At 71.9% G+C, this 22509-nt stretch carries 21 protein-coding genes; 13 read left to right on the top strand and 8 right to left on the bottom strand.

What is annotated here, in order from left to right; translation table 11 throughout:
• Positions 1 to 81 precede the first annotated feature (81 nt).
• Entirely contained in the window at positions 82 to 423 is a 342-nt protein-coding gene (locus ACTWPW_RS51845; RefSeq protein WP_375108352.1) for an ArsR/SmtB family transcription factor, read from the bottom strand.
• A gap of 86 nt (positions 424 to 509) precedes the next feature.
• Between ACTWPW_RS51845 and ACTWPW_RS51840 the strand changes: the two genes are divergently transcribed.
• On the top strand, positions 510 to 1109 hold the full coding sequence (locus ACTWPW_RS51840; protein ID WP_443173268.1) for a gamma carbonic anhydrase family protein: 600 nt from the start codon (positions 510 to 512) through the stop codon (positions 1107 to 1109).
• Positions 1110 to 1113: 4 nt separating this feature from the next.
• Here the strand turns inward: ACTWPW_RS51840 and ACTWPW_RS51835 are convergent, their stop codons facing one another.
• Both ACTWPW_RS51835 and ACTWPW_RS51830 read right to left on the bottom strand, forming a co-directional pair.
• The gene (locus ACTWPW_RS51835; protein WP_375108354.1) at positions 1114 to 1896 is read right to left on the bottom strand and encodes a hypothetical protein; all 783 of its coding nucleotides are present in this window, start codon (positions 1894 to 1896) and stop codon (positions 1114 to 1116) included.
• Between the two features lie 18 nt (positions 1897 to 1914).
• Positions 1915 to 2748, bottom strand: coding sequence for a hypothetical protein (locus tag ACTWPW_RS51830; RefSeq protein ID WP_443173267.1), 834 nt, complete (start codon positions 2746 to 2748; stop codon positions 1915 to 1917).
• Between the two features lie 244 nt (positions 2749 to 2992).
• Here ACTWPW_RS51830 and ACTWPW_RS51825 point away from each other — a divergent pair, with 244 nt between their 5' ends.
• A complete protein-coding gene (locus tag ACTWPW_RS51825; protein ID WP_443173266.1) occupies positions 2993 to 3709 on the top strand; it encodes a class I SAM-dependent methyltransferase in 717 nt (238 codons plus the stop codon).
• Positions 3710 to 3801: 92 nt separating this feature from the next.
• Here the strand turns inward: ACTWPW_RS51825 and ACTWPW_RS51820 are convergent, their stop codons facing one another.
• The 3 genes from ACTWPW_RS51820 to ACTWPW_RS51810 all read right to left on the bottom strand — a co-directional run bounded on the left by ACTWPW_RS51820 (position 3802) and on the right by ACTWPW_RS51810 (position 8466).
• Positions 3802 to 6444, bottom strand: a complete 2643-nt coding sequence (locus ACTWPW_RS51820) for a DUF7825 domain-containing protein (RefSeq protein WP_443173265.1) — start codon at positions 6442 to 6444, stop codon at positions 3802 to 3804.
• Positions 6445 to 6540: 96 nt separating this feature from the next.
• Positions 6541 to 7521 carry a DUF2804 domain-containing protein gene (locus ACTWPW_RS51815; protein WP_443173264.1) on the bottom strand — a complete coding sequence of 327 codons (981 nt, stop codon included), beginning with the start codon at positions 7519 to 7521 and terminating at the stop codon, positions 6541 to 6543.
• Between the two features lie 12 nt (positions 7522 to 7533).
• Positions 7534 to 8466, bottom strand: coding sequence for a MarR family transcriptional regulator (locus tag ACTWPW_RS51810; RefSeq protein WP_443173263.1), 933 nt, complete (start codon positions 8464 to 8466; stop codon positions 7534 to 7536).
• Between the two features lie 215 nt (positions 8467 to 8681).
• Here ACTWPW_RS51810 and ACTWPW_RS51805 point away from each other — a divergent pair, with 215 nt between their 5' ends.
• The 4 genes from ACTWPW_RS51805 (at position 8682) to ACTWPW_RS51790 (ending at position 11428) form a co-directional block, all read left to right on the top strand.
• Positions 8682 to 8948: a hypothetical protein gene (locus ACTWPW_RS51805; protein ID WP_443173262.1), complete on the top strand. Its 267-nt coding sequence runs from the start codon at positions 8682 to 8684 to the stop codon at positions 8946 to 8948.
• Positions 8939 to 10315, top strand: a complete 1377-nt coding sequence (locus ACTWPW_RS51800; protein WP_443173261.1) for a serine hydrolase — start codon at positions 8939 to 8941, stop codon at positions 10313 to 10315. Before ACTWPW_RS51805 ends, ACTWPW_RS51800 begins: the two co-directional genes overlap by 10 nt.
• Positions 10316 to 10627: 312 nt before the next feature.
• A complete protein-coding gene (locus ACTWPW_RS51795) occupies positions 10628 to 11017 on the top strand; it encodes a hypothetical protein (RefSeq protein WP_375108362.1) in 390 nt (129 codons plus the stop codon).
• Positions 11018 to 11038: 21 nt separating this feature from the next.
• Entirely contained in the window at positions 11039 to 11428 is a 390-nt protein-coding gene (locus tag ACTWPW_RS51790; protein WP_375108363.1) for a hypothetical protein, read from the top strand.
• Positions 11429 to 11540: 112 nt separating this feature from the next.
• Here the strand turns inward: ACTWPW_RS51790 and ACTWPW_RS51785 are convergent, their stop codons facing one another.
• Positions 11541 to 12464: a PaaX family transcriptional regulator gene (locus tag ACTWPW_RS51785; protein ID WP_375108364.1), complete on the bottom strand. Its 924-nt coding sequence runs from the start codon at positions 12462 to 12464 to the stop codon at positions 11541 to 11543.
• 488 nt (positions 12465 to 12952) lie between these two features.
• Positions 12953 to 13606, bottom strand: a complete 654-nt coding sequence (locus ACTWPW_RS51780) for a rhomboid family intramembrane serine protease (protein ID WP_443173260.1) — start codon at positions 13604 to 13606, stop codon at positions 12953 to 12955.
• A gap of 185 nt (positions 13607 to 13791) precedes the next feature.
• On the opposite strand from ACTWPW_RS51780, the gene ACTWPW_RS51775 reads away from it, so the two are divergent.
• The 7 genes from ACTWPW_RS51775 to ACTWPW_RS51745 all read left to right on the top strand — a co-directional run.
• Positions 13792 to 14445 carry a class I SAM-dependent methyltransferase gene (locus ACTWPW_RS51775; RefSeq protein ID WP_375108366.1) on the top strand — a complete coding sequence of 218 codons (654 nt, stop codon included), beginning with the start codon at positions 13792 to 13794 and terminating at the stop codon, positions 14443 to 14445.
• Between the two features lie 155 nt (positions 14446 to 14600).
• Positions 14601 to 15812, top strand: a complete 1212-nt coding sequence (locus ACTWPW_RS51770) for a cation:proton antiporter (RefSeq protein WP_375108367.1) — start codon at positions 14601 to 14603, stop codon at positions 15810 to 15812.
• Between the two features lie 249 nt (positions 15813 to 16061).
• Positions 16062 to 16151 carry a K(+)-transporting ATPase subunit F gene (gene kdpF / locus ACTWPW_RS51765; RefSeq protein ID WP_375108368.1) on the top strand — a complete coding sequence of 30 codons (90 nt, stop codon included), beginning with the start codon at positions 16062 to 16064 and terminating at the stop codon, positions 16149 to 16151.
• Complete coding sequence (gene kdpA, locus ACTWPW_RS51760) at positions 16151 to 17812, top strand: potassium-transporting ATPase subunit KdpA (RefSeq protein WP_375108369.1); 1662 nt, start codon at positions 16151 to 16153, stop codon at positions 17810 to 17812. The genes kdpF and kdpA overlap by 1 nt, the downstream gene beginning before the upstream one ends.
• A 2-nt stretch (positions 17813 to 17814) precedes the next feature.
• Positions 17815 to 19899: a potassium-transporting ATPase subunit KdpB gene (gene kdpB, locus ACTWPW_RS51755; RefSeq protein ID WP_375108370.1), complete on the top strand. Its 2085-nt coding sequence runs from the start codon at positions 17815 to 17817 to the stop codon at positions 19897 to 19899.
• Entirely contained in the window at positions 19900 to 20736 is an 837-nt protein-coding gene (locus ACTWPW_RS51750; RefSeq protein ID WP_443173259.1) for a potassium-transporting ATPase subunit C, read from the top strand.
• On the top strand, positions 20733 to 22509 hold a 1777-nt coding region (locus tag ACTWPW_RS51745; protein ID WP_443173258.1), incomplete at its 3' end, for a DUF4118 domain-containing protein. The genes ACTWPW_RS51750 and ACTWPW_RS51745, both read left to right, overlap by 4 nt.

Genomic DNA, 22509 nt, shown 5'->3' with positions numbered 1-22509 from the left:
GCGTTCGCGCCACCCCGTGCCAAACGGCCCCGGCGAGCGATCTTATTCCGCCTGGCCGGCCGCGTACCGGGCGGTCGCGGGCTAGAGGGAGTGGCCGAGCAGGTCGATGATCCCGGCGATGCGCTCCTCGTCGCGCCGGTAGTGCGTCCACTTCCCCACCCGGGTCGAGCGGACCAGCCCGGCGCGTTCGAGGGAGGCCATGTACGCCGAGACAGTCGACTGCGCGAGCCCGGTCTTGGCCTGGAGGTGGCTCACGCACACGCCTACCTCGTGCGGATCGGCGATGCCCTCCGCCACCGGGAAATGGCGCTCGGGGTCGCGCAGCCACTGGAGCAGCTGCAGGCGCACCGGGTTGGCGAGCGCCTTGAACACGTCGAGCAGTTCGGCGGAGGTGTCCGAGGAAGGACGGGCATGTGTCGTCATAGGTGATCAGGCCGAGTATACGGCTGATAACGATGATTCGCGGAACTTCGATATGTCGTGCCCTGCTCATGCCTAGGATCGGAGCCATGTTGCTTGAGCATCGCGGCAGGAGGCCCGTGGTCCCCGAGTCCGCCTACGTGGCGCCGACGGCCGTCCTCTGTGGCGAGGTCGTCCTGGGTGAGCGGGCGCGCGTCCTGCACGGGGCCGTCCTCACCGGAGAGGACGGCGCGGTGCGTACCGGCTCGGACGTGGTGGTGATGGAGAACGCGCTGATCCGCGGCCGGGCGGGACACCACGCGATCATCGGCGACGCCGTGCTGGTCGGCCCGCACGCGCACGTCAACGGGGCGGTCGTCGAGGACGAGGTCTTCGTGGCGACGGGGGCGTCGCTCTTCCCCGGCGCGGTGGCCGGGGCCCGCTCCGAGCTGCGGATCAACAGCGTGCTGCACGTCAACTCGAGGCTCGAACCCGGCACCGTCGTGCCCATCGGCTGGATCGCGGCGGGGGACCCGGCCGAGCTGTTCTCCCCCGAGCGGCACGAGGAGCTGTGGGCGAAGCAGCGCGGCCTCGACTTCCCCGGCACGGTCTACGGCGTGCCCCGTGGCACGCCGATGCGCGACATCATGGCCCGCCAGGCCGAGTTCTACGGCGCGCACCTCGACGACCGGCCGCTCGGCGAGGCGTGAGCCCTCAGGCGCCGGCCCGGGATCCGGTGGCGGCCACCATCGGCAGGAACTGGTCGTAGAAGTCCACCCGCAGCTCGTAGGCCCGCCGCTCGACCTCCCGGAACCCGTCGGCCCCGTCGTCGCGGGCCAGCAGCTCGCTCAGCCGTACCCCGAGCTGGTCCGAATGGCTCGCCGACAGCCGCGAGGTCGCCGCGAGCGGGTGCGCCTTGGCGTCGTGAAGGAGGTGGGGATAGTAGAAGTAGGAGTGGTTCTTGCCGTCGCGCGTGAGGTGCGGCTCCATCCGGGGCCAGAACCGGCCGTATTCGACGGAGACCAGGATCTCCCCCCAGAAGCGCAGGATCGCCAGCAGCCGCAGGTCGGCGTGCTCGGACCGGCCGGCGTCGGCGATGAGCTCCAGGGTGCCGGTGATGGCGGCCGTGGTGGCCGCGCTGGGCCGCGCCTCGACCAGGGCCCGCCGCGAGACGCCGAGCTGGAGCAGGTCCTCCTTCATGTCCTCGCGGTGTGACCGGGTGCGGCCGTCGCTTCCCGGATATTCCTCCCGCAGGATCGTACGGGCGATGCGCAGCCCGGTCTCGTCGGTCAGCAGATCGATCGCCAGGTCGTAGGCCGGGGTGAACGACAGCGACAGGAAGCGCCGCTGGAGCAGCAGCGCGGCGAAGTCGTCCGCCGGGATCAGCGGCACGTGGGCGAGCACGGGATGCGCCTTGAACTCCTCGATCAGGCCGTCCTCGAAGTCGTCGAGCTCTTTCATGGAGACGGGCTCTTTCATGGAGTCGAGCTCTTTCATGGATCAGTCCTTTCGCCCCTAGAGAGAGATGTTGTTGACCGACACCTGCCAGTTCCCGAGATCGACCGGGCGGCTGATCTCCCAGATCTTCGTCAGCTCGTGCCGCACGTCGCGGCCCACCACGGTGTCGGCGCCGTGGACCTCGACCTGGCTCGAGTTGATGGCGAGCTTGTTGTGCAGGAAGGAGCTGACGAGATAGCGCTCGTCCACCTGGTAGACGGCGATCGACGGCAGCGAGTTGTAGACGTGGACCCGAAGGAGCTCGCGGTTCGCGCCGAGGCTGGCGTACATGGACGCGAACGCCTCCAGGCAGCGCCCCACGCTCTCGCGCACGTTCTCCTCGGCGCCGGGGTCGCGGTGCTTGCCGAGCGCCTCGTCGCGCAGCCGCGCGACCGGGGAGGCGGGGTGCAGCAGCAGCACGCGGACCCGGATGCCGCGGCGCACGATGGCCTCCGCCAGCTCCTTCTGGAAGTCCGGCAGGTTGGGGATCCAGGTCTGCAGGATCGACACCTCCCGGCTCGCCGTGCCGAGGTGCTCGATGAACTCGCCCTTCGGGAAGCCCTCGTGCACGCGCGCCACGCCTCCGTAGTGATCGCGCAGGCGGTCGCGGACGATCGCGTCCGTGTCGAGCCGCCGGACCAGCTCGTGGATCTGATCGACCACCCGCAGCTGGTCGATCTCCAGCAGAAGGAACACGGTCACCGTGCTCAGGATCAGCAGCGTGATCTTGGGCAGGGCGGTTCCCAAGGTCATCGCGTCGAGCAGGCCCAGCAGGTCGGCGAGGGCGACGCCGATGCCCGCGCACGCCAGCACCCACAGCACCGCCCGCTGGGCGAAACGATGTATGGCCATGGCCACAGCACACCCCTGTCACACGGCAGCAAGTTCCGTCTTTGGAGGCTCACGGTGAGCAACGTCCGTGACTCCATCCTGGTGCACCGATCACGGCGGCGCGGACGAATCGACCAACCCGAGCATCACGGAGGGTGAGATTCGCGCCTTTCCAGCGGATCATCACCCTCTTGACGATCGCCCCATGAAATCCCTAATCTCACGAAATGATGATGATTATCAATATCGTGAATAAGGGGTGAGGATGGCCGACGAATACGAGCGCTCGGCGGAGTTCGTCGACATGATGCTCGCCCCGCACTGGGCCGCCCTGGGGCCACCGCTGGCGCAGGCGCTGGCCGGGCTCGCCGGCCCGGTCGTGGACGTGGGCGCGGGCGGCGGGCACGGCACGCGGGTCATCGCCCGGGCGGTGCCCGGGGCCGAGATCGTGGCCGTCGAGCCGTCGGCGGGGCTGCGCTCGGTCCTGCTGGCGCGGGTGAACGAGAGCGCCGGGCTCCGCGACCGGGTGACCGTGCTGCCGGAGGGCTTCCTGGAGGCCACGCTGCCGGAGCGGCTCGGCGCCCTCGTCGCCATGAACGTCATCGGGCACTTCGACCCGCCCGGGCGGCGGCGGGTCTGGCGCCTGCTCGCCGACCGGCTCGCCCCCGGCGGCCGGGCGGTGCTGAACCTGCAGCCGCCCTCCGAGCCGACGGCGGTGCCGGAGTCCCGGTTCGCGGACGTGCGGGTGGGGCGGCGCCGGTACGAGGGCCTGGGCCGCGCCGTACCGGCCGGGCCCGGCCGGATCACCTGGCACATGACGTACCGCACGTACCACGACGAGCGGCCCGCCGGGGAGGTGACGGCGAGTTACGACTGGTGGATCCTCGACGAGCCCGGGCTCAAGGCGGAGCTCGCCGAGCACGGCCTCACCCCGGCCCGCACGGGCCCGCCCGCGCTCGGCCTGTACGTGATCGGCCGGTAGCTGATCGGCCGGTAGCTGATCGGCCGGTAGCTGATCGGCGGGGCCGGCGCGCCGGCCAGGTAGCCGGGCCGCCGCACGAACGGTCCGCCCGGTCAGGAGATCGCCAGGTGCAGGCGCCGCGCCTCCTTCAGCACGTGGCTGGACCCCTTGCGGGCCGCCAGGTCCGCCAGCCCGCGGATCTCGCACCGCACTCCGGTGAGGGCGGCGGCCTGCACGGCCACCTCGAGCAGCTCGCCGAGCCCGGCCCGGGGCCGCTCGCCGGGGGCCGGCAGCAGGGACGGGAGCGCCACGGCGAGGGCCCGCCAGATCTCCGCGTGCGCCCCGCCCGAGGCCAGCTCGGCGAGGGCGGGGGTGATCCGCCCGAGGACGACGAGCTCGGCCCGGATCAGCTCGGCGATGGCCCTGCCCAGCTCCGCGGCCGGTAGCCGGCCGCGGACGGCGAGAACGGTCAGCGCGTCGGCCGCGGTCGCCCGCGGGGCGGGCCGCCGGCGCCCCAGAGCGGCGGCGATCGTGATCGCGGTCGCCGCCCCCACCGGTCCGTCGGCGTGCGCGAGCGCCGTCACGGCGTCCAGCCGGGCATCGGAGCCGTCGAGGAACCTGGGCAGGCACAGCAGGAGGTGGGCGGCCACGACCTCGGGGTGGGAGGGCATGATCGCCGGCCACCACACCACGTCGCGCGGGTAGGCGAGGTAGCCGGACCGGCGCTCCACCGCGCACAGCTCGGCCAGCCAGCCGGGCAGGCCCTCGGGCGGCACGACGCTGGGCCGCACCTCGTAGGGCACCCAGCGGTGGTCGCCGTCGTGCCGCACCCTGCGCAGCTTCCAGTCCACGACGGGGTCGGGCAGGCCGCCGTCGCGCAGCCAGGCCGCCAGCCGCCGGCCGGCCTGGGACGGCAGCTTCTCCGCGCGTACGAGCAGGGCCGGGTCGACGTGCCGCGGCAACCGTAACAACGCCTGCTGGAAGTCCGCCTCCAGCGGCTCGGTCTCCCCCAGCCGCTCCATCCGCTCGATCAGGGTCCGCGCGCCGACGTGGCCGGTGGCGGCGGTCGGCGTGGCCAGCAGCACGGGGATGGTCTCCCCCCGCTCGAACAGGGCGACCACCTCCCGCAGGCGGCGCCGGACGAGGCGCTGGGGCAGCACGTCGATGGGCGGGTGGTCATGGGATCGCCCGGCCGGCAGCGCGCTCAGCTCGCGGCCGTGCTCGGGCGAGACCACCGCCAGCGCGCAGCGCAACAGCAGGAACCGGGGGTCGCGGTCGTAGCCGTTGGCGACGTGGGCGTAGAAGCGGGCGTCGAACGGCTGGTGCCACTGTTCGAGCCACCAGGGCCGCAGCGCCGCCGCCACGCCGTCGCGGTCGTGGTGGGTCAGCTCGACCAGGGCGGCGAGGACCCGCTCCAACAGCTGTGGCTCGACGGCCGCCCGGCTGAGCACCGTCAGCTCGCGGGCCAGCTCCGCCACCGTGCCGATGGGCGGCGCGAGGACGGGCGGAGGGGACGGGGCGAGGACGGGGGCGGGCCACGGCTCCGGGTCCGGCTCCGGCACCGCGCCGTAGCCGGCGGCCACGCGCTCGCGCAGGTCGGCGGGCAACCGGGTGGCCGCCTCGCGGATCGCCTCGCGGCCTTCGTCGCCGGCGTGCGGGGCGAGCTTGACCGCCAGCCGCACCGCGCGCTCGCGCAGCGCCCGGGTGCCGGCGTCGAACACGCTCGCCAGCGCGGCCACCGCGCCGCCGCTCCTGGACGGGGGCGCGTCCGCCAGCCACTTCACGGCGGCCCCGGCGAACTCCGGCTCCGGCCGGAACGCCAGCGCGCCGACCGCCTCGGCGAACAGCTCGGCGTCCAGCGCTCCGGCGGCCTCGGCCCGGTGCAGCTCGTCCAGCGCCAGCCGCACGAGCGGGGAGGTGGCCGACGGCAGCAGGCGGACGAAGTCGAGCACCGGGATCTCGCCGGGCGTCGTGCGCAGCCACCGCCACAACGTCACGAACGGGGTGATCTCCGCGGCCTCGCCCCCGGCCAGGAAACGGCCGGCGCAGCCGTCGATCAGCGCCTGCCGCGGCACCCGGCCCGCCTCGGCCAGGCCGGCCAGCTCGCCGGCGATGGTCCGGCCGGGGTTCCACCACTCGTCCAGGGCGAGCGCCCGGCCCACGCCCTGGGCGTGGAACAGGTGCGGGAGCAGGTCGTCGAGCAGCGGGTCCGCGGCCAGAACGGGCGCTCCGCCGCTCCGCCGCTTCCGCCCGGCCAGCGCCCACACCCAGCCGGCGACGAACGCGTCGCCGTCGGGCGGCCCGAGGCCGGTCTCGATCGCCAGCGCGGCGGCCACGTCCCAGCCGGGCAGGCCCCACAGCCTGCGCCAATCCCGCTCGGCCGGGATCCGCAGCCGGCCCACCAGCCGCTCGGCCAGGACGCGGCGCCACTTCTCGGGGCGGCGGCGCAGCACGGAGACGATCCGGGCGGCGTCGGCGTCGGGGTCGCGCGGGCGGCGCAGCTCCCTGCGGTCCAGCCAGGCCGCCACCTGGGCCGCCCCGGGCAGGCAGGCCGCACCGGCCAGGCGGTAGCCGGTGGCCAGGGCCTCGACCTCGCGGCGGGCCAGGAACCCGCCGCCGAGCTCCTCGGCCAGGTGGGCGGGCAGTTGCCGGGCCACCGCCTGCCTGCCGAGGTCGCTCAGCCCGTCGAGGAACCTCGCCAGGTCCTCGTCGTCACCAGCGTCGATGCGGTCGAGAACCTCTGTCCATGGGTTCACGCCGGCACCTCGTCTCCGGCGGGGCGGGGGTGGGACCCCGCGCGCGTGGCAGCGATCATGGCCGGGACGTTATCCGGCGGCCCCGACAATCCCGGGTCACCAGCGGTTGCGGGCCTCCTCCGCCCAGCCGGTCAGGCCGTCTAGGTCGGCCCATTGCCCGTCGTCGGCGCGTACCCGGCCGGTGAAGTGCCCGAAGCACTGGTGCGTCTCCGAGCCGACCAGGCCGAGCTCCGTACGCGAGACCTTCTCGTGGAAGGGCGTGAACTCCACCTCGACCCCGTCCCCCTGGATGCGCCACGGGCGCAGCCAGTCGGAGCGGTCGTACACCCACTCCAGCGAGGCGCCGATCTTGTGCAGCCGCCCGTCCAGGAACAGCGCGTTCTCGGTCAGGCCGGTGCCGTCGGTCCACTTCCCGCCGAGCTGCACGGCGAGGCCGGGAGCGCTGCCCGCGGCCCAGTTCCAGACGACGGAGTACGGCCACTTGCCCCGCCCGTGGTCGAGCACCGCGAAGGCGCCGTCGCCCACCTGGTGCTCGGCCGCGCCCAGCACCAGGCGCCCGTGCACGGGACGGCCGACGTCCTTGACCGTGTACTGGAAGCGGCGCGGGCCCCATGGGATCACCACCCCGAGCGACTCGTGCCCGTCCGGCAGCGGGACCTCCAGCTCCACGACCACCCCGGGCGCGCGGGCCGCGATCGAGGTGCCGCCGGGATGCTGGTCGATGGCGATCCGCACGCCGCCGCCCGCGACCCGGGCGGTCTCCTCCCCGCTGCGCGGGGGGAAGGCGGCACCGCGCGCCAGCGGCACCACGGCGTCGTGGCTCACCTCGGCCCGTGAGGCGCGGTCGAGCACGTAGAGGCCGTGCACGCCGGCGTAGTCGAGCGACGACGCCACCAGCCCGATCACGTGGGACGGGGTGACGATCCCCCAGTATTCCCAGCGCTTGGCCCGGCCCCAGCCCCGCAGGTTGGCCCGGTGCAGGGGGCGCCGGGTCCAGCCGACCGCCCGGGGGTCGAGGCGGCCGTCGGGCAGGCAGAGGTCCACGGGCTCGGTGATCTCCCGTTCATGGGTCGGCATGGGGAGAACGTACTATCCGGCGATCGCGCGCAGTGCCTGGCGTTGCGCGGGGCTCAGGCGGTCCGGCCTCGGGGCGAGGGTGTACGCGCCGGAGCCGGTGGCCCGCAGGGCGAGCGGGTCGGCGATGACCGGGCGGTGTTCGATGGCCTCCAGGGCGTCGGCGACGCGGCCCCCGGGCAGGCCCAGCGCCGTGGCCAGCTCGCCGGCGGTCAGCGGCCGGCCGGCGTCCGCCAGCGCGGCGATCACCGTCAGCGCGTCGCGGACGGCGGTGTCGGTCAGGCCGCTGTTGTTCATCTCATCGCTGACCCGGGCGAAGAACCGGCCCATCTGGCCCAGCCGCTCGCCGATGGGCGTGCCGGCGCCGAAGAGCTCGATCCCGCGCCGCGCGGCCTCGGCGACCCTGGCGTGCGCCCCGGTGTCGGCCTGCCACACCCGGAGCCAGGTGTCGTCGTCGATGACGTAGCGCTCGCGCCGCCCGCCGGGGTCGGGGCGGCGGCCGACCAGCTCCATCGCCTCCAGGTAGCCGATGGCCTTGGACACCGAGGCCGGGCTGACCCGCAGCCCGCGTACGAGCTCGGCGGCCGTCAGGCTCCCCCGGCCGGAGGTGATCAGGCAGACGAAGACCCGGGAGGCCATCCGGGGCAGGCCGGTCCCGGCCAGCAGGGCGGCGAACTCCTCCACGTAGCCGCGCACCGACTCGGCCGTCCGCCCGTCGTCCGGCGGCTCCGTGGGCGGGGCGGGCCTGCGCCGCCGGGCGCGCCGCCCGGCGGCCTGCTGGGCCCGGTCGGGCAGGTAGTCGCCGCCCGCGGCGTTGCGGGCGACCTCGCGGCTGATCGTGGAGGTCGGGCGGCCCAGCCGGCGGGCGATCTCAGCGTACCCGAGCCCTTCGGCGAGCCAGGCCGCGATCCGCCGGCGGTCCTCGTGGGTCAGCCTGCCTCCGGGCATCGTCCGCCTCCTGTCCTGGTCCCGGTCCAGTGTGCGTTCATCGACAGCACATTGCAACGGCAGATTGCGTTTATCGACATTGTTGTTGCAACGATTTTCGGAGAACTGCCTGTTCAAAGGCTTACGTCTTTGATTTTTCGTTGACGATATATAAAACGCAACGTAGCCTTTTCGCGTCAGGAAACACGTTGCGTAAGGACACGACGATGCACGTCATGGCGATTTCCACGATCTCCGACGGAGACGGGTTCTGGGGCGCGCTGAAGCAGGCGTACGGCCGGCTGCCCAAGGGGGCGAAGTGGACCCTGGCGGTGTCCAGCACCGACGGCACCAGGGCGGTGAACGTCATCGTCCACGACTCGGTCGACGGCGTCAGGGGCTTCTTCGAGGAGCACGCCGGAGCCTTCGCCACCACGGAGTTCCTCGAGGCCGACGCCGCCAACGCGGTCGGCCTGCGCCAGGCGGGAGCCTCATGGACATAGAGCGGATCCGGGCCCGGACCGCCGAGCTCCTCCGCGAATACCGCATCCCCGGCGCCACCGTCGGAATCCTCCACGACGGCGAGATCACCGACCTGGCGGTCGGCGTCAAGGACGTCTCGACCGGCGAGCCCGCGACGACCGGCACCATCTACCAGTGCGGCTCGCTGAGCAAGACGTGGACCGCCCTCGCCTTCATGCAGCTCGTGGACGAGGGCAAGGTCGCGCTGGACGAGCCGGTGCGGACCTACCTGCCCGCTTTCCGGGTCGCCGACCCCGAGGTCACCGCCCGGGTCACGCCCCGCCACCTGCTCAACCACACCAACGGCATCGAGGAGGACTTCGGCGCCCCCGGCGAGGGCGACGACGTGTACGAGCGCATGGTCGACAACATCGCCGACGCGCCCCAGGTCCATCCCCTGGGGTACACCCACGGTTACAGCGCCGCCCTCGGCTACGCGATCCTCGCCCGCGTCATGGAGGTGATCGACGGCAAGGGCTGGGACGACATCATGCGGGACCGCCTGTTCGGTCCCCTGGGGCTGACCGGCACGAGCAGCCGTCCCGACCAGGTGGAGCCCGGCCGGGCCGCGACGGGTCACGTGATCCGGTCCCTCGACGAGGGGCCCGTCGCCTCGCCGCTGCCCCACCTGCCGCGCGCGTTCGGCCCCGGCGGGAACGTCAACTCGACGGCCCGGGAGGTGCTCGCGATGGCGCACGTCGTCCTCGGCGAGGGCAAGGCCGGGGACGGCACGCGGATCGTCTCGGCCGGGAGCGTCCGCGAGATGACGGGGTCGCGCGTTCCCGTGCCCGACCCGTACATGTTCGGGCCGGAGTGGGCCCTCGGGCTCATCGTGTGCGACTGGCACGGCGAGACCGTCTACGCGCACGACGGCAGCACCGTCGGCCAGAACGCCCGCCTGCGGATCCTGCCGGACTCCGGGCTCGCCCTCTCCCTGATGACGAACGGAGGGCCGCGCGAGAGCTTCTACAAGGAGGTGTTCAACGAGATCCTGGCCGAGCTCGGCGCGGTCACGATCCCGGAGCTGCCGGAGCCCGACCCGGCGCCGGCGCTCGACCTGTCCCGGTACGAGGGCGTCTACGAGCGGCCCGGGGCCCGGTACGAGGTGTCGGCCGACGGCGGGCGGCTTTCGCTCACGTTCGTCCTGGATCCCTGGCAAGCGAGCTTTCTCGGCAAGCCGGAGCGCATCCCGTACGAGCTGCTCCCGATCAGCGACACGCACTTCCTGATGCCGTCGGACGACCCGCTGGAGGACACGCAGACGGTCGCGATCTACGACTTCCGGGACGGGGCCGCGCAATATTTGCACACCAACTGCCGGGTGAACCCGAGAGCCCGCGAGGAGTAGGGACCGCAGGGTGGCCGGACACCGACGGGGGCGAGGTCGCGTGTCACCTGTACGGGACGGCCACCCGGCAACCGGCATCGCGATGCAGATTTCTTTACGGCGAAGACGTTTATGTCACCCATATCAAAACCTCCGGGTCCGCTGAGCCTGGTGGCGTTCCGGCCCTTCGCCACCGACGGCCGGATCGACCTCGCGCCGGACGGTCAAGATTCCTTGAACCTCATGGTGCGGGGTGGTTCGTGGCGCTGCGCTGTCCCCTGACTTACTTTTCCGCTGCAGATCACTTTCTGCGGGTAACCGAAGGGGGTTTCCATGTTGCGTCATACTCTGGCCGGCGGCCTCGTCATCGCCGCCGCCGGCTGCGTACTGGCCGGGGGGTCCGTCGCTCAGGCCGACATCTACGCGCCGTACGCGCGGGCGGCGGCGATCGTCGACACCGACGGGACGCTGAACAACTTCAAGAACGTCACCGCCTCCCGCCGGGTCGCCAAGGGCCACTACTGCGTGCGGATCGGCCATTCGGTGGACGTCACGGGCGGGCTCATCCAGATCACCCCGCGCGTCCCGAACAGGCTGCCGTACATCGCCTACCGGAACCCGTCGGCCCTCTGCGACAAGGCGGAGAACACTCTCGCCGTAGTCGTCTATGACCCCACGACCGGACACCTGGCTGACGGCGGCTTCGACGTCGCCGTCCTCTGACCGGGCCGAAAGGACACGTCCATGAAGAACATCAAGAGCCTCGCCGCGGGCGCGCTCACCGCGGCCGCCGTCCTCGCACCGACCGCCGTGGCGCAGGCCGACACGCCGTACGCGCAGGCCTCGGTCCGGGTCGCCTCGGACGGCCGGACGGTGGGGGCCGCCCTGAACGTGATCTCCACCTCCCGGCTGCGCACGGGCATCTACTGCGTGAACCTCAACGAGAACGTCATGCTGCGCGGCCCGGAGGCGATCCACGCCACTCCGGTCGGGGTGTATCCCGCCCCGCGCTGGCTGTCGATCATCAACGCCAAGGAGTGCGGCAAGCCGGACCGCGGCGTCACCATCGCCGTGCGGAGCATCAACCCGGAGGGCCAGACGCGCGACGTCGCCTTCTACTTCTCCGTCTCCTGACGGTGACCCCGGACCCGCCGCGGTCGTGAACCGCGGATCCCCCCGGGCCGGGTTCACTGGTGCACTGCAAGGGACATTGCGATCGTCCAGGCTGATGTCTTCTCTCAGGGGGTCAGCTGGGGGCGAGGATCGAGCTGGTGCGGTGGTGGGCGACCAGCTCGGCCAGGCCGGGCTCGAACTCGGCGACGATCTGCCTGACCCGGAACTCGGCGAGCGGGCCGAGGGTGTCGTAGATCTCCACGAAGACGTCCCTGGCCGCCGCCCGCGGCCAGCCGGCGGGCAGCAGCTCGGCCGGCAGGTCGGGATCGTGGCTGGGAAAGGTGCGCCAGGTGTCCATGATCCCGGTACGCGCCACCAGCGCCTCGGACGCGCCGACCGCGCCCTTGCGGACCCGGCTCAGCAGCGGGGAGTGCTGGGCGGTGAAGCCCTCGTAGGTGCGCCGCAGCTGGTCGAAGTCCCACGCCTCCTGCGGGGCGCGGGTGCCCGCCAGGTCCACAGCCCGGGCACGGAAGATCGTGGAGGTCGGCACCTCCAGCTCGACGAGCACCGCCGCCGCACCGTCGGCGTCCGCCGTCGGCGAGACCCACAGCCCGTCGTACAGCGGGGCGAAACCCAGCCAGCGCAGCCGCGTCCGCAGCGCGTGACGCAGATCGCGCTGCTCCTCGGAGATCGAGAACGCCGCCACCACCCAGGTCCCGTCCCACGCGCCCTGCTCCAGCCCGAACGACATGATCCGCTGCCGCCCCTCCGACAGCACCGCCGCGGCCCGGTCGGTCAGCCGGTAGTAGGTACGCCGCCCCACCTTCGACGACTCCAGCAGATCCCGCCGGGCCAGGCGAGAGAGCGCGGCTCTCGCCGCCACGGGCGACACGCCGAACTCCTCCGTCAACCGCACCAGCGCCGCCGACGGCAGCTGCTCTGGCCGGCTGATCCAGTAGTCGCCCAGCAGCGTCGTGATCAGGTGTTGCGGAGGCGCGCCCACCTGGAAGCGCGGAAGATCGACGTCTCCTGCCTCAGACCCTTCACCGTCAGTCACATCAGGAGTATATGGATGACGCTTGGACATACACACGTTATCGATCCGTCGTACGTGTAAGGCCTCCGCGCGGTGGAACCCGACGCCACGTAACGGCCGCGCTCTTGCCCGGGACGGCCCCGTGACCGTCCCGGGCAAGAGCGCGCGGTCAGAGCTCCAGGCGGGGCCAGCCGGCGGTGTCGCGGAGCAGCCGGCGGTCGTGGGTGGCCAGCACGACGGCGGCGCCGGTCTCGGCCAGCGCCTCGGGGACGGTCCCGGTCGTGGACCGGTAGGGAGATGGCGGTGAACATGCTTCCTCCGAGAACCGGATCCCGCGCAGGCCGGCAGAGCGGACGTGATGCGGGCGGGAATCCGTGAAAGACGAGACACGACGGCGAAGAGGCTCAGCCGCGCCCGCTGATGGGGCCCGAACAGGCGGCTGAGGCCGTCGTTTCTCAGAGGAAGTAATAATGCATGCCCCAACGGCAACAGATGGGGGTGATCGCCGGTCAGAGCCCGAGGTCGTCCAGTTCCTTGAGCAGCGCGGACCTGGGGCTCTGCTGCGGGGCGGCCGGCGCGGGGCGCTTGCGGTCGCGGAACAGCCAGCCGCCCACCAGGCCGCCCAGGAAGCCGAACAGGTGGCTCTGCCAGCCGATGCCCTCCTGGGGCAGCAGCCCCGCGAACTGGTAGGCGAAGCACAGGGCCATGACGACACCCACCACGATGTCGGTCAGATGCCGGTCGAACGCGCCGCGCACCAGTACGTAGCCGAAATAGCCGAAGACGACGCCGCTCGCACCGGCGTTCATGCTCATCGGGTCGCCGGTGAGCCAGGCGCCCACTCCGCTCACCAGGATGATGAATCCCGTCACGCCGAAGAACTTGGCGACGCCCCGGTAGGCGGACAGGAACCCGAAGATGAACAGCGGCCCCGAGTTGGCCTCGATGTGCGCCCAGCTCCAGTGCAGGAACGGGGAGGTGACGATGTCGGGCAGGCTCTCGGGGTTCCACGCCTGCCGCCCGAACTCGTAGCTCAGCGCGTAGCCCGTCGCCCAGTTGACGACCTGGAGGATCCAGATGACGGCCAGGAACCCGACCATCACCCATAACGCCTTGCGGGCTTCGGCGATCATGATCTCCGCCGTGGGGCCCTTGGTCTCCATCCGGTCCTCCCGTGCTCTTCCGTGTCGCACCAGTATCGGATTGAAAGATCACGGATTCGGCATCGGAACGCGGCTCGTCAAGGAAGCGTGACTATTGGCGCGCGGACCGTAGGAATCGTGTAGAGATGGCTCCATCCGGATGAGCGGGTGCCGCAGGCTGGGAGACGTCGTCCTCAGGAGGAGCCATGGTCGTTCATGTTCCGCAGCCCAGCGTGCCCCCCGATGCCGGGGAAGGCGTCGGTTCGGGGATGGAGCAGTTCCACCACCCCCGCCCGGTGCGCTGGGGCGCGACGATGACCCCCCAGCGGCGGCGGCTGATGGAGGGCCTGTCCGGACGGGTGCTGGAGATCGGCGCGGGCGACGGCGTCAAGCTGACCTGCTATCCCGCCGCCTGCGAGGAGATCGTCCTGGTCGAGTCCGACCCCTTCCTGCGCGCGGCGGCCCGCCTCGTCCTCGACGACGTCCCGATGCGGGTGCGGATCCTCGGCGGGAACGCCTCCCAGCTCCCCGTGGAACCCGGCACGTGCGACGCGGTGGTCTGCTCGCTCGCCCTGTGCTGCGCCCCGCACCTGGACACGGCGCTCGGCGAGATTCACCGCGTGCTGCGGCCGGGCGGCGAGCTGCGCTTCCACGAGCACCAGCGCTCGGTCAACCCGGCCATGGCGCTGGCCGAGGCGGTGGTCACCCCGGTATGGGCCCGCGTGTGCGGCGGCTGTCACCCGGCACGTGACATGGTCGCCGCCATCGAGCGGGCCGGATTCGTCATCGACCGGCTCGACCGCTTCGCCCGCTGGCACATCTCCCACGTCATCGGCAGCGCCCGCCCCGCCTCGACCTGAGCCGGCCGCGTGCCCGGCGGACCCTCGACCGGCCGCGGGACGCGTCAAGGATGCGTAGAGAACACCGCTCCGGCCGAGCTGTTACGGTATAGGCCGGTGTGCCGGGAAGCCTGGTCGGCAAGGGTCCTGTCGACGTTCCACCGGAGGCTTCCCCGATGGTCACCTTGCTCACGGCTTTCGCCGGAGTGCTGCTGCTCGCCGTGCTCGTGTCCAGCCTGGCGCATCGCACGATCCTGTCCACGGCGGCGCTGTTCCTGGCGGCGGGGTTCGTGCTGGGCGACGGCGTGCTCGGTGTGGTGTCCGTCCGTCCGGGCGACGAGCTGGTGGGCACGCTGGCCGAGCTGGCCCTGTTCACGGTGCTGTTCACCGACGGCATGCGGGTGGGCTGGAAGGACCTGCGCACCGCCTGGCGGCTGCCGGGCCGCGCCCTGGGCTGGGGGCTGCCGCTCACCCTGGTCGTCACCGCGGTCGGCGCGCACTACCTGGTCGGGCTCGGCTGGATCGAGTCGCTGCTGATCGGCGCGATCCTGGCGCCCACCGACCCGGTCTTCGCCGCCGCGCTGGTGGGCAACGAGAAGGTGCCGCCGCGGCTGCGGCAGCTGCTGAACGTCGAGTCCGGCGTCAACGACGGGCTGGCGCTGCCCTTCGTGATGGTGTTCCTGGCCGTCGCGGCCGGCTCCGACGACCTGCACCTGGGCGAGCTCGGTCTGGAGCTCGGGATGGGCGTGCTGATCGGCGTCGCCGTGCCGTGGCTGGCGATCAAGCTGGAGCAGACCCGCTGGTTCTCCGCCTCCACCCAGTACGAGCCGCTCAACGCCCTGGCCATCGGCCTGCTGGTACTGGCGCTGGGCAAGGTCACGCACGGCAACCTGTTCCTGGCCGCGTTCGCCGCGGGCATCACGGTGGCCACGTTCGGGGAGCGGCAGCGGGAGTCGTTCGAGCACTTCGGCGAGCTCATCGCGGAGCTGTTCAAGCTGGCCGCGCTGCTGCTGTTCGGCGCCCTCATCACCCCCGCCCTGCTCGGCGCGGTCGGCTGGCGGGGCTGGCTGTTCGCGATCCTGGCTCTGGTGCTGGCCCGCCCGATCGCGATCTGGCTGTCCTTCCTGCGCTCCGGCCTGTCGGTACGCGAGCAGGCGGCCGTGGCCTGGTTCGGCCCCAAGGGCTTCGCGTCCGTCGTGTACGGGCTGATCGTCCTGGCCTCCGGCATCGCCACCGCGCAGCAGGTCTTCCAGCTCGTCGCGGTCACCATCGTGCTGTCGATCCTGCTGCACTCCTCCACCGACATCGTGGTCGCCCGCGGGTTCGACGACGAGCGTGAGGTGCCGGCCTGGTTCAGCGGCGCCCGGCGGCGGCTGCGCGGGGACTGACCCGGCCCCCGCCCAACGGGCGTGCGCGTAGGGACCGCATCAAGAATCCGGCCGCGCCCGTATGGAACCCGTCAAGAAAGTCAAAACCACCCAAAAACCCGGATTGGCTGGGTCTACAGCCGCTCGCGAAGGGCGACTGGAACACCTGTCACGGAGTTGAGGAGTGGGGATGGCCGACGTCATCTTCGTCGCCCTGACGATCGCGGTCTTCGTGGTCCTGGGGTACGTCGTCAAGGCGGTGGAGCGGCTGTGAGCGCCGTCAACGCCATCGGGTTGGTCGTGGCCACCGGTCTGGTGATCTTCATGGTCGTGGCCCTGCTGTTCCCGGAGCGGTTCTGATGTCATCGACCATGGCCGGGATCCTGTTCATCGCATCCCTGCTGCTCGCCCTGGCCGTCTGTTACAGGCCGCTGGGCGACTACATGTACCGGGTCTACACCGGCACCAGGCACAACGCCGTGGAGCGGGTCACCTACCGGCTGCTCGGCGTCCAGCCGGACAGCGAGCAGCGGTGGGGCGTCTACGCGCGCGGCGTGCTGGCGTTCTCGGTGCTGTCCATCCTGTTCCTGTACGGGCTGCAGCGCCTGCAGAACCACCTGTTCCTGTCCCTCGGGATGGAGCCGGTGGAGCCGGCGCTGGCCTGGAACACCGCGGTCAGCTTCGTCACCAACACCAACTGGCAGGCGTACTCGGGCGAGGCCACCATGGGCCACGTCGTCCAGACGGCCGGCCTGGCGGTGCAGAACTTCGTCTCCGCGGCGGTCGGCATGGCGGTGGCCATCGCCCTGGTGCGCGGCTTCGCCCGCAGGAAGGCCGACACGCTCGGCAACTTCTGGGTGGACCTCGTACGCGGCACGCTCCGCATCCTGCTGCCGATCGCGTTCGTCGCGGCGATCGTGCTGGTCGCCGGCGGGGTGATCCAGACCTTCGCCGACCACAGCACGTGGACGACGCTGACCGGCGGCGAGCAGACGTTCACCCCGGCCGCGGCCGCCTCGCAGGAGGCGATCAAGGACCTGGGCACCAACGGCGGCGGCATCTTCAACGTCAACTCCGCCCACCCGTTCGAGAACCCCACGTCGTGGACGAACTGGGTGGAGATCTTCCTGCTGGTGGTGATCGCCGCCGCCCTGCCGCGCACGTTCGGCCGCATGGTCGGCGACAACCGCCAGGGCTACGCGATCGTGAGCGTGATGGCGATTATCGCCGTCATCAGCATCGGCGTCACGAACTGGGCCGAGCTGAGCGCGGGCGGCACCGTGCCGCAGGCGATCGGGCAGGCGATGGAGGGCCGCGAGTCGCGCTTCGGCGTGTCGAACTCCGGCATGTTCGCCTCCGCCACCACGCTGACCTCCACCGGATCGGTGAACTCCTTCCACGACTCCTACACCGCGCTCGGCGGCGGCATGCTGATCTTCAACATGCTGCTCGGCGAGGTGGCGCCGGGCGGCGTCGGCGCGGGCCTGTACGGCATGCTGATCCTGGCCGTCATCACCGTCTTCGTGGCGGGCCTGATGGTCGGCCGCACGCCGGAATACCTGGGCAAGAAGATCGGCGCCCGCGAGATCAAGCTCGCCTCGCTGTACTTCCTGGTCACCCCGGTGCTGGTGCTCATCGGCACGGCGCTGGCCATGGGCACCGAAGTGGGCCGCTCGGCCATGCTGAACTCCGGCCCGCACGGCCTGTCGGAGATCCTGTACGCCTACACCAGCGCCTCCAACAACAACGGCTCCGCCTTCGCCGGCGTCAGCGTGAACACCACCTTCCACAACACCACGCTCGGCCTGTGCATGGCCTTCGGCCGGTTCCTGCCGATCGTGCTGGCGCTGGCGCTGGCCGGCTCGCTGGCCCGGCAGGCGCCGGTGCCCGCCTCGGCCGGCACGCTGCCCACCCACCGGCCGCAGTTCGTCGGCATGGTGGTCGGCGTGACGATCATCCTGGTCGCCCTCACCTTCCTCCCGGCACTGGCGCTCGGACCCCTCGCAGAAGGACTTCTCTGACCATGTCAACGACCCCGAAGGAGAAGAGCCGGGTCGGCGGCGGCCTGCTCGACCCCGAGCAGATGTTCAGATCCCTGCCGGACGCGCTGAAGAAGCTCAACCCCCTGAGCCTGTGGCGCAACCCGGTGATGTTCATCGTCGAGATCGGCGCGGTGTTCACCACCGTGCTGGCGATCGCCGACCCGTCCTGGTTCGCCTGGGCCATCGTCGTGTGGCTGTGGCTGACCGTCGTCTTCGCCAACCTGGCCGAGGCCGTGGCCGAGGGCCGGGGCAAGGCCCAGGCCGCCACGCTGCGCGCCGCCAAGCGGGACACCACCGCGCGCCGGCTGAAGAGCCGCACGTCGCCGGAGTGGGACACGGTCGGCGCGCCCGAGCTGCGGCAGGGCGACTTCGTGGTCGTCGAGGCCGGGGAGACCATCCCCGGTGACGGCGACGTGGTCGACGGCATCGCGTCGGTGGACGAGTCGGCCATCACCGGCGAGTCCGCGCCCGTGATCCGCGAGTCCGGCGGCGACCGGTCGGCGGTGACCGGCGGCACCAAGGTGCTGTCCGACCGCATCATCGTGCGGATCACCCAGAAACCGGGCGAGAGCTTCGTGGACCGGATGATCGCCCTGGTCGAGGGCGCGAACCGGCAGCGGACGCCGAACGAGATCGCGCTCAACATCCTGCTGGCCGCGCTGACGATCATCTTCCTGGTCGCCACCGCCACGATGCAGCCGCTGGCCGTCTACGCCAAGTCCATCAACCCCGGGGTGCCCGACTCGCTCGCGCTGACCGCCGACGGCGTGACCGGGATCGTGCTGGTCTCGCTGATCGTGTGCCTGATCCCGACCACGATCGGGGCGCTGCTGTCGGCGATCGGCATCGCCGGCATGGACCGCCTCGTCCAGCGCAACGTGCTGGCGATGTCCGGGCGGGCGGTCGAGGCGGCCGGGGACGTGTCCACGCTGCTGCTGGACAAGACCGGCACGATCACCCTGGGCAACCGGCAGGCGGCCGAGTTCGTCCCGGTGGACGGCGTCACCGAGCAGGAGCTCGCCGAGGCGGCGCAGCTGTCGAGCCTGGCGGACGAGACGCCCGAGGGCCGCTCGATCGTGGTGTTCGCCAAGGAGCGGTACGGCCTGCGCGAGCGGGAGATCCACGGCGCCGAGTGGGTGCAGTTCACCGCCCAGACCCGCATGTCCGGGGTGAACCTGGCCGGCCGCGAGGTGCGCAAGGGAGCGGCCACGGCGGTGATGAAGTGGGTCCGCGACGCCGGTGGCCACCCCACCGACGGGATCGGCCACATCGTGGACGGCGTCTCGGCCTCCGGCGGGACCCCGCTGGTCGTGGCCGAGAAGGGCCGGGTGCTCGGCGTGATCCACCTCAAGGACGTGGTCAAGGCCGGCATGCGGGAGCGCTTCGACGAGATGCGCCGGATGGGCATCCGCACCGTCATGATCACCGGCGACAACCCGCTGACCGCCAAGGCCATCGCGGACGAGGCCGGGGTGGACGACTTCCTGGCCGAGGCCACTCCCGAGGACAAGCTGGAGCTGATCAGGAAGGAGCAGGAGGGCGGCCGGCTGGTCGCGATGACCGGCGACGGCACCAACGACGCCCCCGCCCTGGCCCAGTCCGACGTCGGCGTGGCCATGAACACCGGCACCTCCGCCGCCAAGGAGGCCGGGAACATGGTCGACCTCGACTCCAACCCGACCAAGCTCATCGAGATCGTCGAGATCGGCAAGCAGCTGCTCATCACCCGGGGCGCGCTGACCACGTTCTCCATCGCCAACGACATCGCGAAATACTTCGCGATCATCCCGGCCATGTTCGCCGCCGTCTACCCGGGCCTGGACGCGCTCAACATCATGCGCCTGTCCAGCCCGCAGTCGGCGATCCTGGCGGCGGTCGTCTTCAACGCGCTGGTCATCATCGCGCTGATCCCGCTGGCCCTGCGCGGGGTGCGCTACCGGCCCTCCAGCGCCGCCAAGCTGCTGTCCCGCAACCTCTACGTCTACGGCCTGGGCGGGATCGTGGCGCCGTTCATCGGCATCAAGATCATCGACCTCATCATCCAGTTCCTTCCGGGGATGTCATAAATGAACCGCATGCCCAGCTGGATCCGCCAGCACGTGGCCGCCCTGCGCGCGCTGCTCGTGCTCACGGTGGTCACCGGCGTCATCTACCCCCTGGCCGCCACCGGCGTGGCCCAGGCGCTGTTCAATGACCACGCCAACGGCTCGGTCATCGAGAAGGACGGCAAGGCCGTCGGCAGCTCGCTGATCGGCCAGTCCTTCACCGGCGCCGACGGCAACCCCGTCCGCAAGTACTTCCAGTCCCGCCCGTCGGCGGCCGGTGACGGCTACGACCCCACCTCCACCAGCGCCAGCAACCTCGGCCCCGAAGACGTCATCGACGTGCCGCCCCACGGCGCGGACGAGGGCAGGCTGTCGCTGCTCACCCAGGTGTGCGCCCGCTCCCGGGCGGTCGGCGAGCTGGAGGGCGTCAGCGGCGCCCGCCCGTACTGCACCCCCGACGGGGTCGGCGCGGTGCTGAAGGTCTTCCCCGACCGCGCCGTCAGCGTCAACCAGGCCTGCCCCGCCGCCCCGTTCCTCCCCACCTACCAGGGCCTGACGGTGGAGTGCGCGAAGCCGGGCGAGGACTACGCGGCCGGCCGCACCGTCCCGGTCCGCGGGAACTCCGGTACGCCCGCGGTCCCCGCGGACGCGGTCACCGCCAGCGGCTCCGGCCTCGACCCGCACATCTCCGTCGCCTACGCCGGCCTCCAGGCGCCCCGCGTCGCCAACGAGCGCGGGATGCCGGTCGAGCAGGTGAAGGCGCTGATCGACGAGCACACCACCGGCCGCGCCCTCGGCTTCATGGGCGAGCCCGCCGTCAACGTGCTCGAGCTCAACCTGGCGCTGGACCGGTCGTGAGGAGGGGCCGCCTGCGGGTCTACCTCGGGGCGGCCCCCGGGGTGGGCAAGACGTACGCGATGCTGAGCGAGGGCCGCCGCGCCCGCGAGCGCGGCCGGGACGTGGTCGTGGGCTTCGTCGAGACCCACGGCCGCCCCCGCACCGCCGCGCTGCTGGAGGGGATGGAGATGATCCCCCGCCGGACGCTGGTCCACCGCGGGGCCACCTTCACCGAGCTGGACGCCGAGGCCGTCATCGAGCGCGCGCCCACGGCGGCGCTGATCGACGAGCTGGCCCACACCAACGTGCCCGGCTCGAAGAACGCCAAGCGCTGGCAGGACATCGACGAGATCCTCGACGCCGGCATCGACGTGATCTCCACGGTGAACATCCAGCACCTGGAGTCCGTCAACGACGTCGTGCAGCAGATCACCGGCATCCCGCAGCGCGAGACCGTGCCGGACGAGGTGGTGCGCCGGGCCACCCAGGTCGAGCTGGTCGACATGTCGCCGGAGGCGCTGCGCCGCCGCATGGCACACGGCAACGTGTACGCGCCGGAGAAGGTCAGCGCGGCCATGTCGAACTACTTCCGCGTCGGCAACCTGACCGCGCTGCGCGAGCTGGCCCTGCTGTGGGTCGCCGGCAAGGTCGACGACCAGCTCGACCGCTACCGCGCCGACCACGGCATCGCCGGCACCTGGGAGACCCGCGAGCGGGTGGTCGTCGCCCTGACCGGCGGGCCGGAGGGTGACACCCTGGTCCGCCGGGCGGCCCGCATCGCCGCCCGTACCACGGGCGCGGACCTGCTGGCCGTCCACGTCACCAGCGCGGACGGGCTGGCCGGTGGCGATCCGGCCAACCTGGCCCGCCAGCGCACGCTGGTGGAGAGCATGGGCGGCACCTACCACCAGGTCGTGGGCGACGACATCCCGCGGGCGCTGCTCGACTTCGCCCGCGGCGTCAACGCCACCCAGCTCGTCCTCGGCGCCTCCCGGCGCGGCCGGTTCGCGCAGGTCCTCTCGCGCGGCGTCGGCGTGGAGACCACGGCACTGTCCGGGTCGATCGACGTCCACATGATCACGCACGAGGAGGCCAAGAAGGGGCGCCGGCATCACGACCGCTCCCGGGCGGCGCTGACGAGCAAGCGCCGGCTGGCCGGCTGGGCGGTCGCGACGGCCGGCCTGCCGCTGCTGACGGCCGCCCTCCTGCCCTTCCGCGACGTGATCTCGCTGCCCAGCGAGATCCTGCTGTTCCTGTGCCTGGTCGTCGGCGTCGCGCTGATCGGCGGGACCTGGCCGGCGATCACGGCGGCGGTCGGCGGGTCACTCCTGCTCAACTGGTTCTTCACGCCGCCGCTCGCCACCTGGACCATCGCCGATCCGGAGAACTTCCTCGCGCTCGTCGTGTTCTTGCTGGTGGCCGCCGCGGTCAGCGCGATCGTCGACCTGGCGGCCCGGCGTACCAGGGAGGCGGCCCGGGCCCGCGCGGACGCGGAGGCGCTGTCCACGCTGGCCGGGCACGTGCTGCGCGGCGAGGCCGCGCTGTCCTCGCTGCTCGGCCGCCTGCGCGAGACGTTCTCCCTCGACTCGGTCACGCTGCTCGAACGCACCGGCGAGCCCACCCCGGACGACCGGTCCCAGCCCGAGGCGTGGCGCATCGTGGCGACCACCGGCACGACCCCGTGCACCAGCCCCGGCGTGGCCGACACCGACGTGCGGATCGACGAGCGGCTGGTGCTCGCCGCGCGGGGCGGCCTGCTGAACGCCAGCGACCGGCGGGTGCTGGAGGCGTTCG

This window comes from Nonomuraea sp. KM90, from assembly GCF_052246675.1.
Taxonomy (GTDB): Bacteria; Actinomycetota; Actinomycetes; order Streptosporangiales; family Streptosporangiaceae; genus Nonomuraea.
The sequence above is the reverse complement of the archived record's forward strand: the minus strand, read 5'-3'. Positions and strand labels throughout refer to the sequence as shown.

Bases quoted from the DNA above. Each gene is read 5' to 3' on its own strand.
- ACTWPW_RS51775 (WP_375108366.1), top strand. From the start codon at position 13,792: ATGGTCGTTCATGTTCCGCAGCCCAGCGTGCCCCCCGATGCCGGGGAA.
- ACTWPW_RS51815 (WP_443173264.1), bottom strand. From the start codon at position 7,521: ATGCCGACCCATGAACGGGAGATCACCGAGCCCGTGGACCTCTGCCTG.
- ACTWPW_RS51770 (WP_375108367.1), top strand. From the start codon at position 14,601: ATGGTCACCTTGCTCACGGCTTTCGCCGGAGTGCTGCTGCTCGCCGTG.
- kdpB (WP_375108370.1), top strand. From the start codon at position 17,815: ATGTCAACGACCCCGAAGGAGAAGAGCCGGGTCGGCGGCGGCCTGCTC.
- ACTWPW_RS51840 (WP_443173268.1), top strand. From the start codon at position 510: ATGTTGCTTGAGCATCGCGGCAGGAGGCCCGTGGTCCCCGAGTCCGCC.
- ACTWPW_RS51750 (WP_443173259.1), top strand. From the start codon at position 19,900: ATGAACCGCATGCCCAGCTGGATCCGCCAGCACGTGGCCGCCCTGCGC.
- ACTWPW_RS51810 (WP_443173263.1), bottom strand. From the start codon at position 8,466: ATGCCCGGAGGCAGGCTGACCCACGAGGACCGCCGGCGGATCGCGGCC.
- ACTWPW_RS51780 (WP_443173260.1), bottom strand. From the start codon at position 13,606: ATGGAGACCAAGGGCCCCACGGCGGAGATCATGATCGCCGAAGCCCGC.
- ACTWPW_RS51805 (WP_443173262.1), top strand. From the start codon at position 8,682: ATGGCGATTTCCACGATCTCCGACGGAGACGGGTTCTGGGGCGCGCTG.
- ACTWPW_RS51800 (WP_443173261.1), top strand. From the start codon at position 8,939: ATGGACATAGAGCGGATCCGGGCCCGGACCGCCGAGCTCCTCCGCGAA.
- kdpA (WP_375108369.1), top strand. From the start codon at position 16,151: ATGTCATCGACCATGGCCGGGATCCTGTTCATCGCATCCCTGCTGCTC.
- ACTWPW_RS51835 (WP_375108354.1), bottom strand. From the start codon at position 1,896: ATGAAAGAGCTCGACTCCATGAAAGAGCCCGTCTCCATGAAAGAGCTC.
- ACTWPW_RS51790 (WP_375108363.1), top strand. From the start codon at position 11,039: ATGAAGAACATCAAGAGCCTCGCCGCGGGCGCGCTCACCGCGGCCGCC.
- ACTWPW_RS51795 (WP_375108362.1), top strand. From the start codon at position 10,628: ATGTTGCGTCATACTCTGGCCGGCGGCCTCGTCATCGCCGCCGCCGGC.
- ACTWPW_RS51845 (WP_375108352.1), bottom strand. From the start codon at position 423: ATGACGACACATGCCCGTCCTTCCTCGGACACCTCCGCCGAACTGCTC.
- ACTWPW_RS51825 (WP_443173266.1), top strand. From the start codon at position 2,993: ATGGCCGACGAATACGAGCGCTCGGCGGAGTTCGTCGACATGATGCTC.
- ACTWPW_RS51830 (WP_443173267.1), bottom strand. From the start codon at position 2,748: ATGGCCATACATCGTTTCGCCCAGCGGGCGGTGCTGTGGGTGCTGGCG.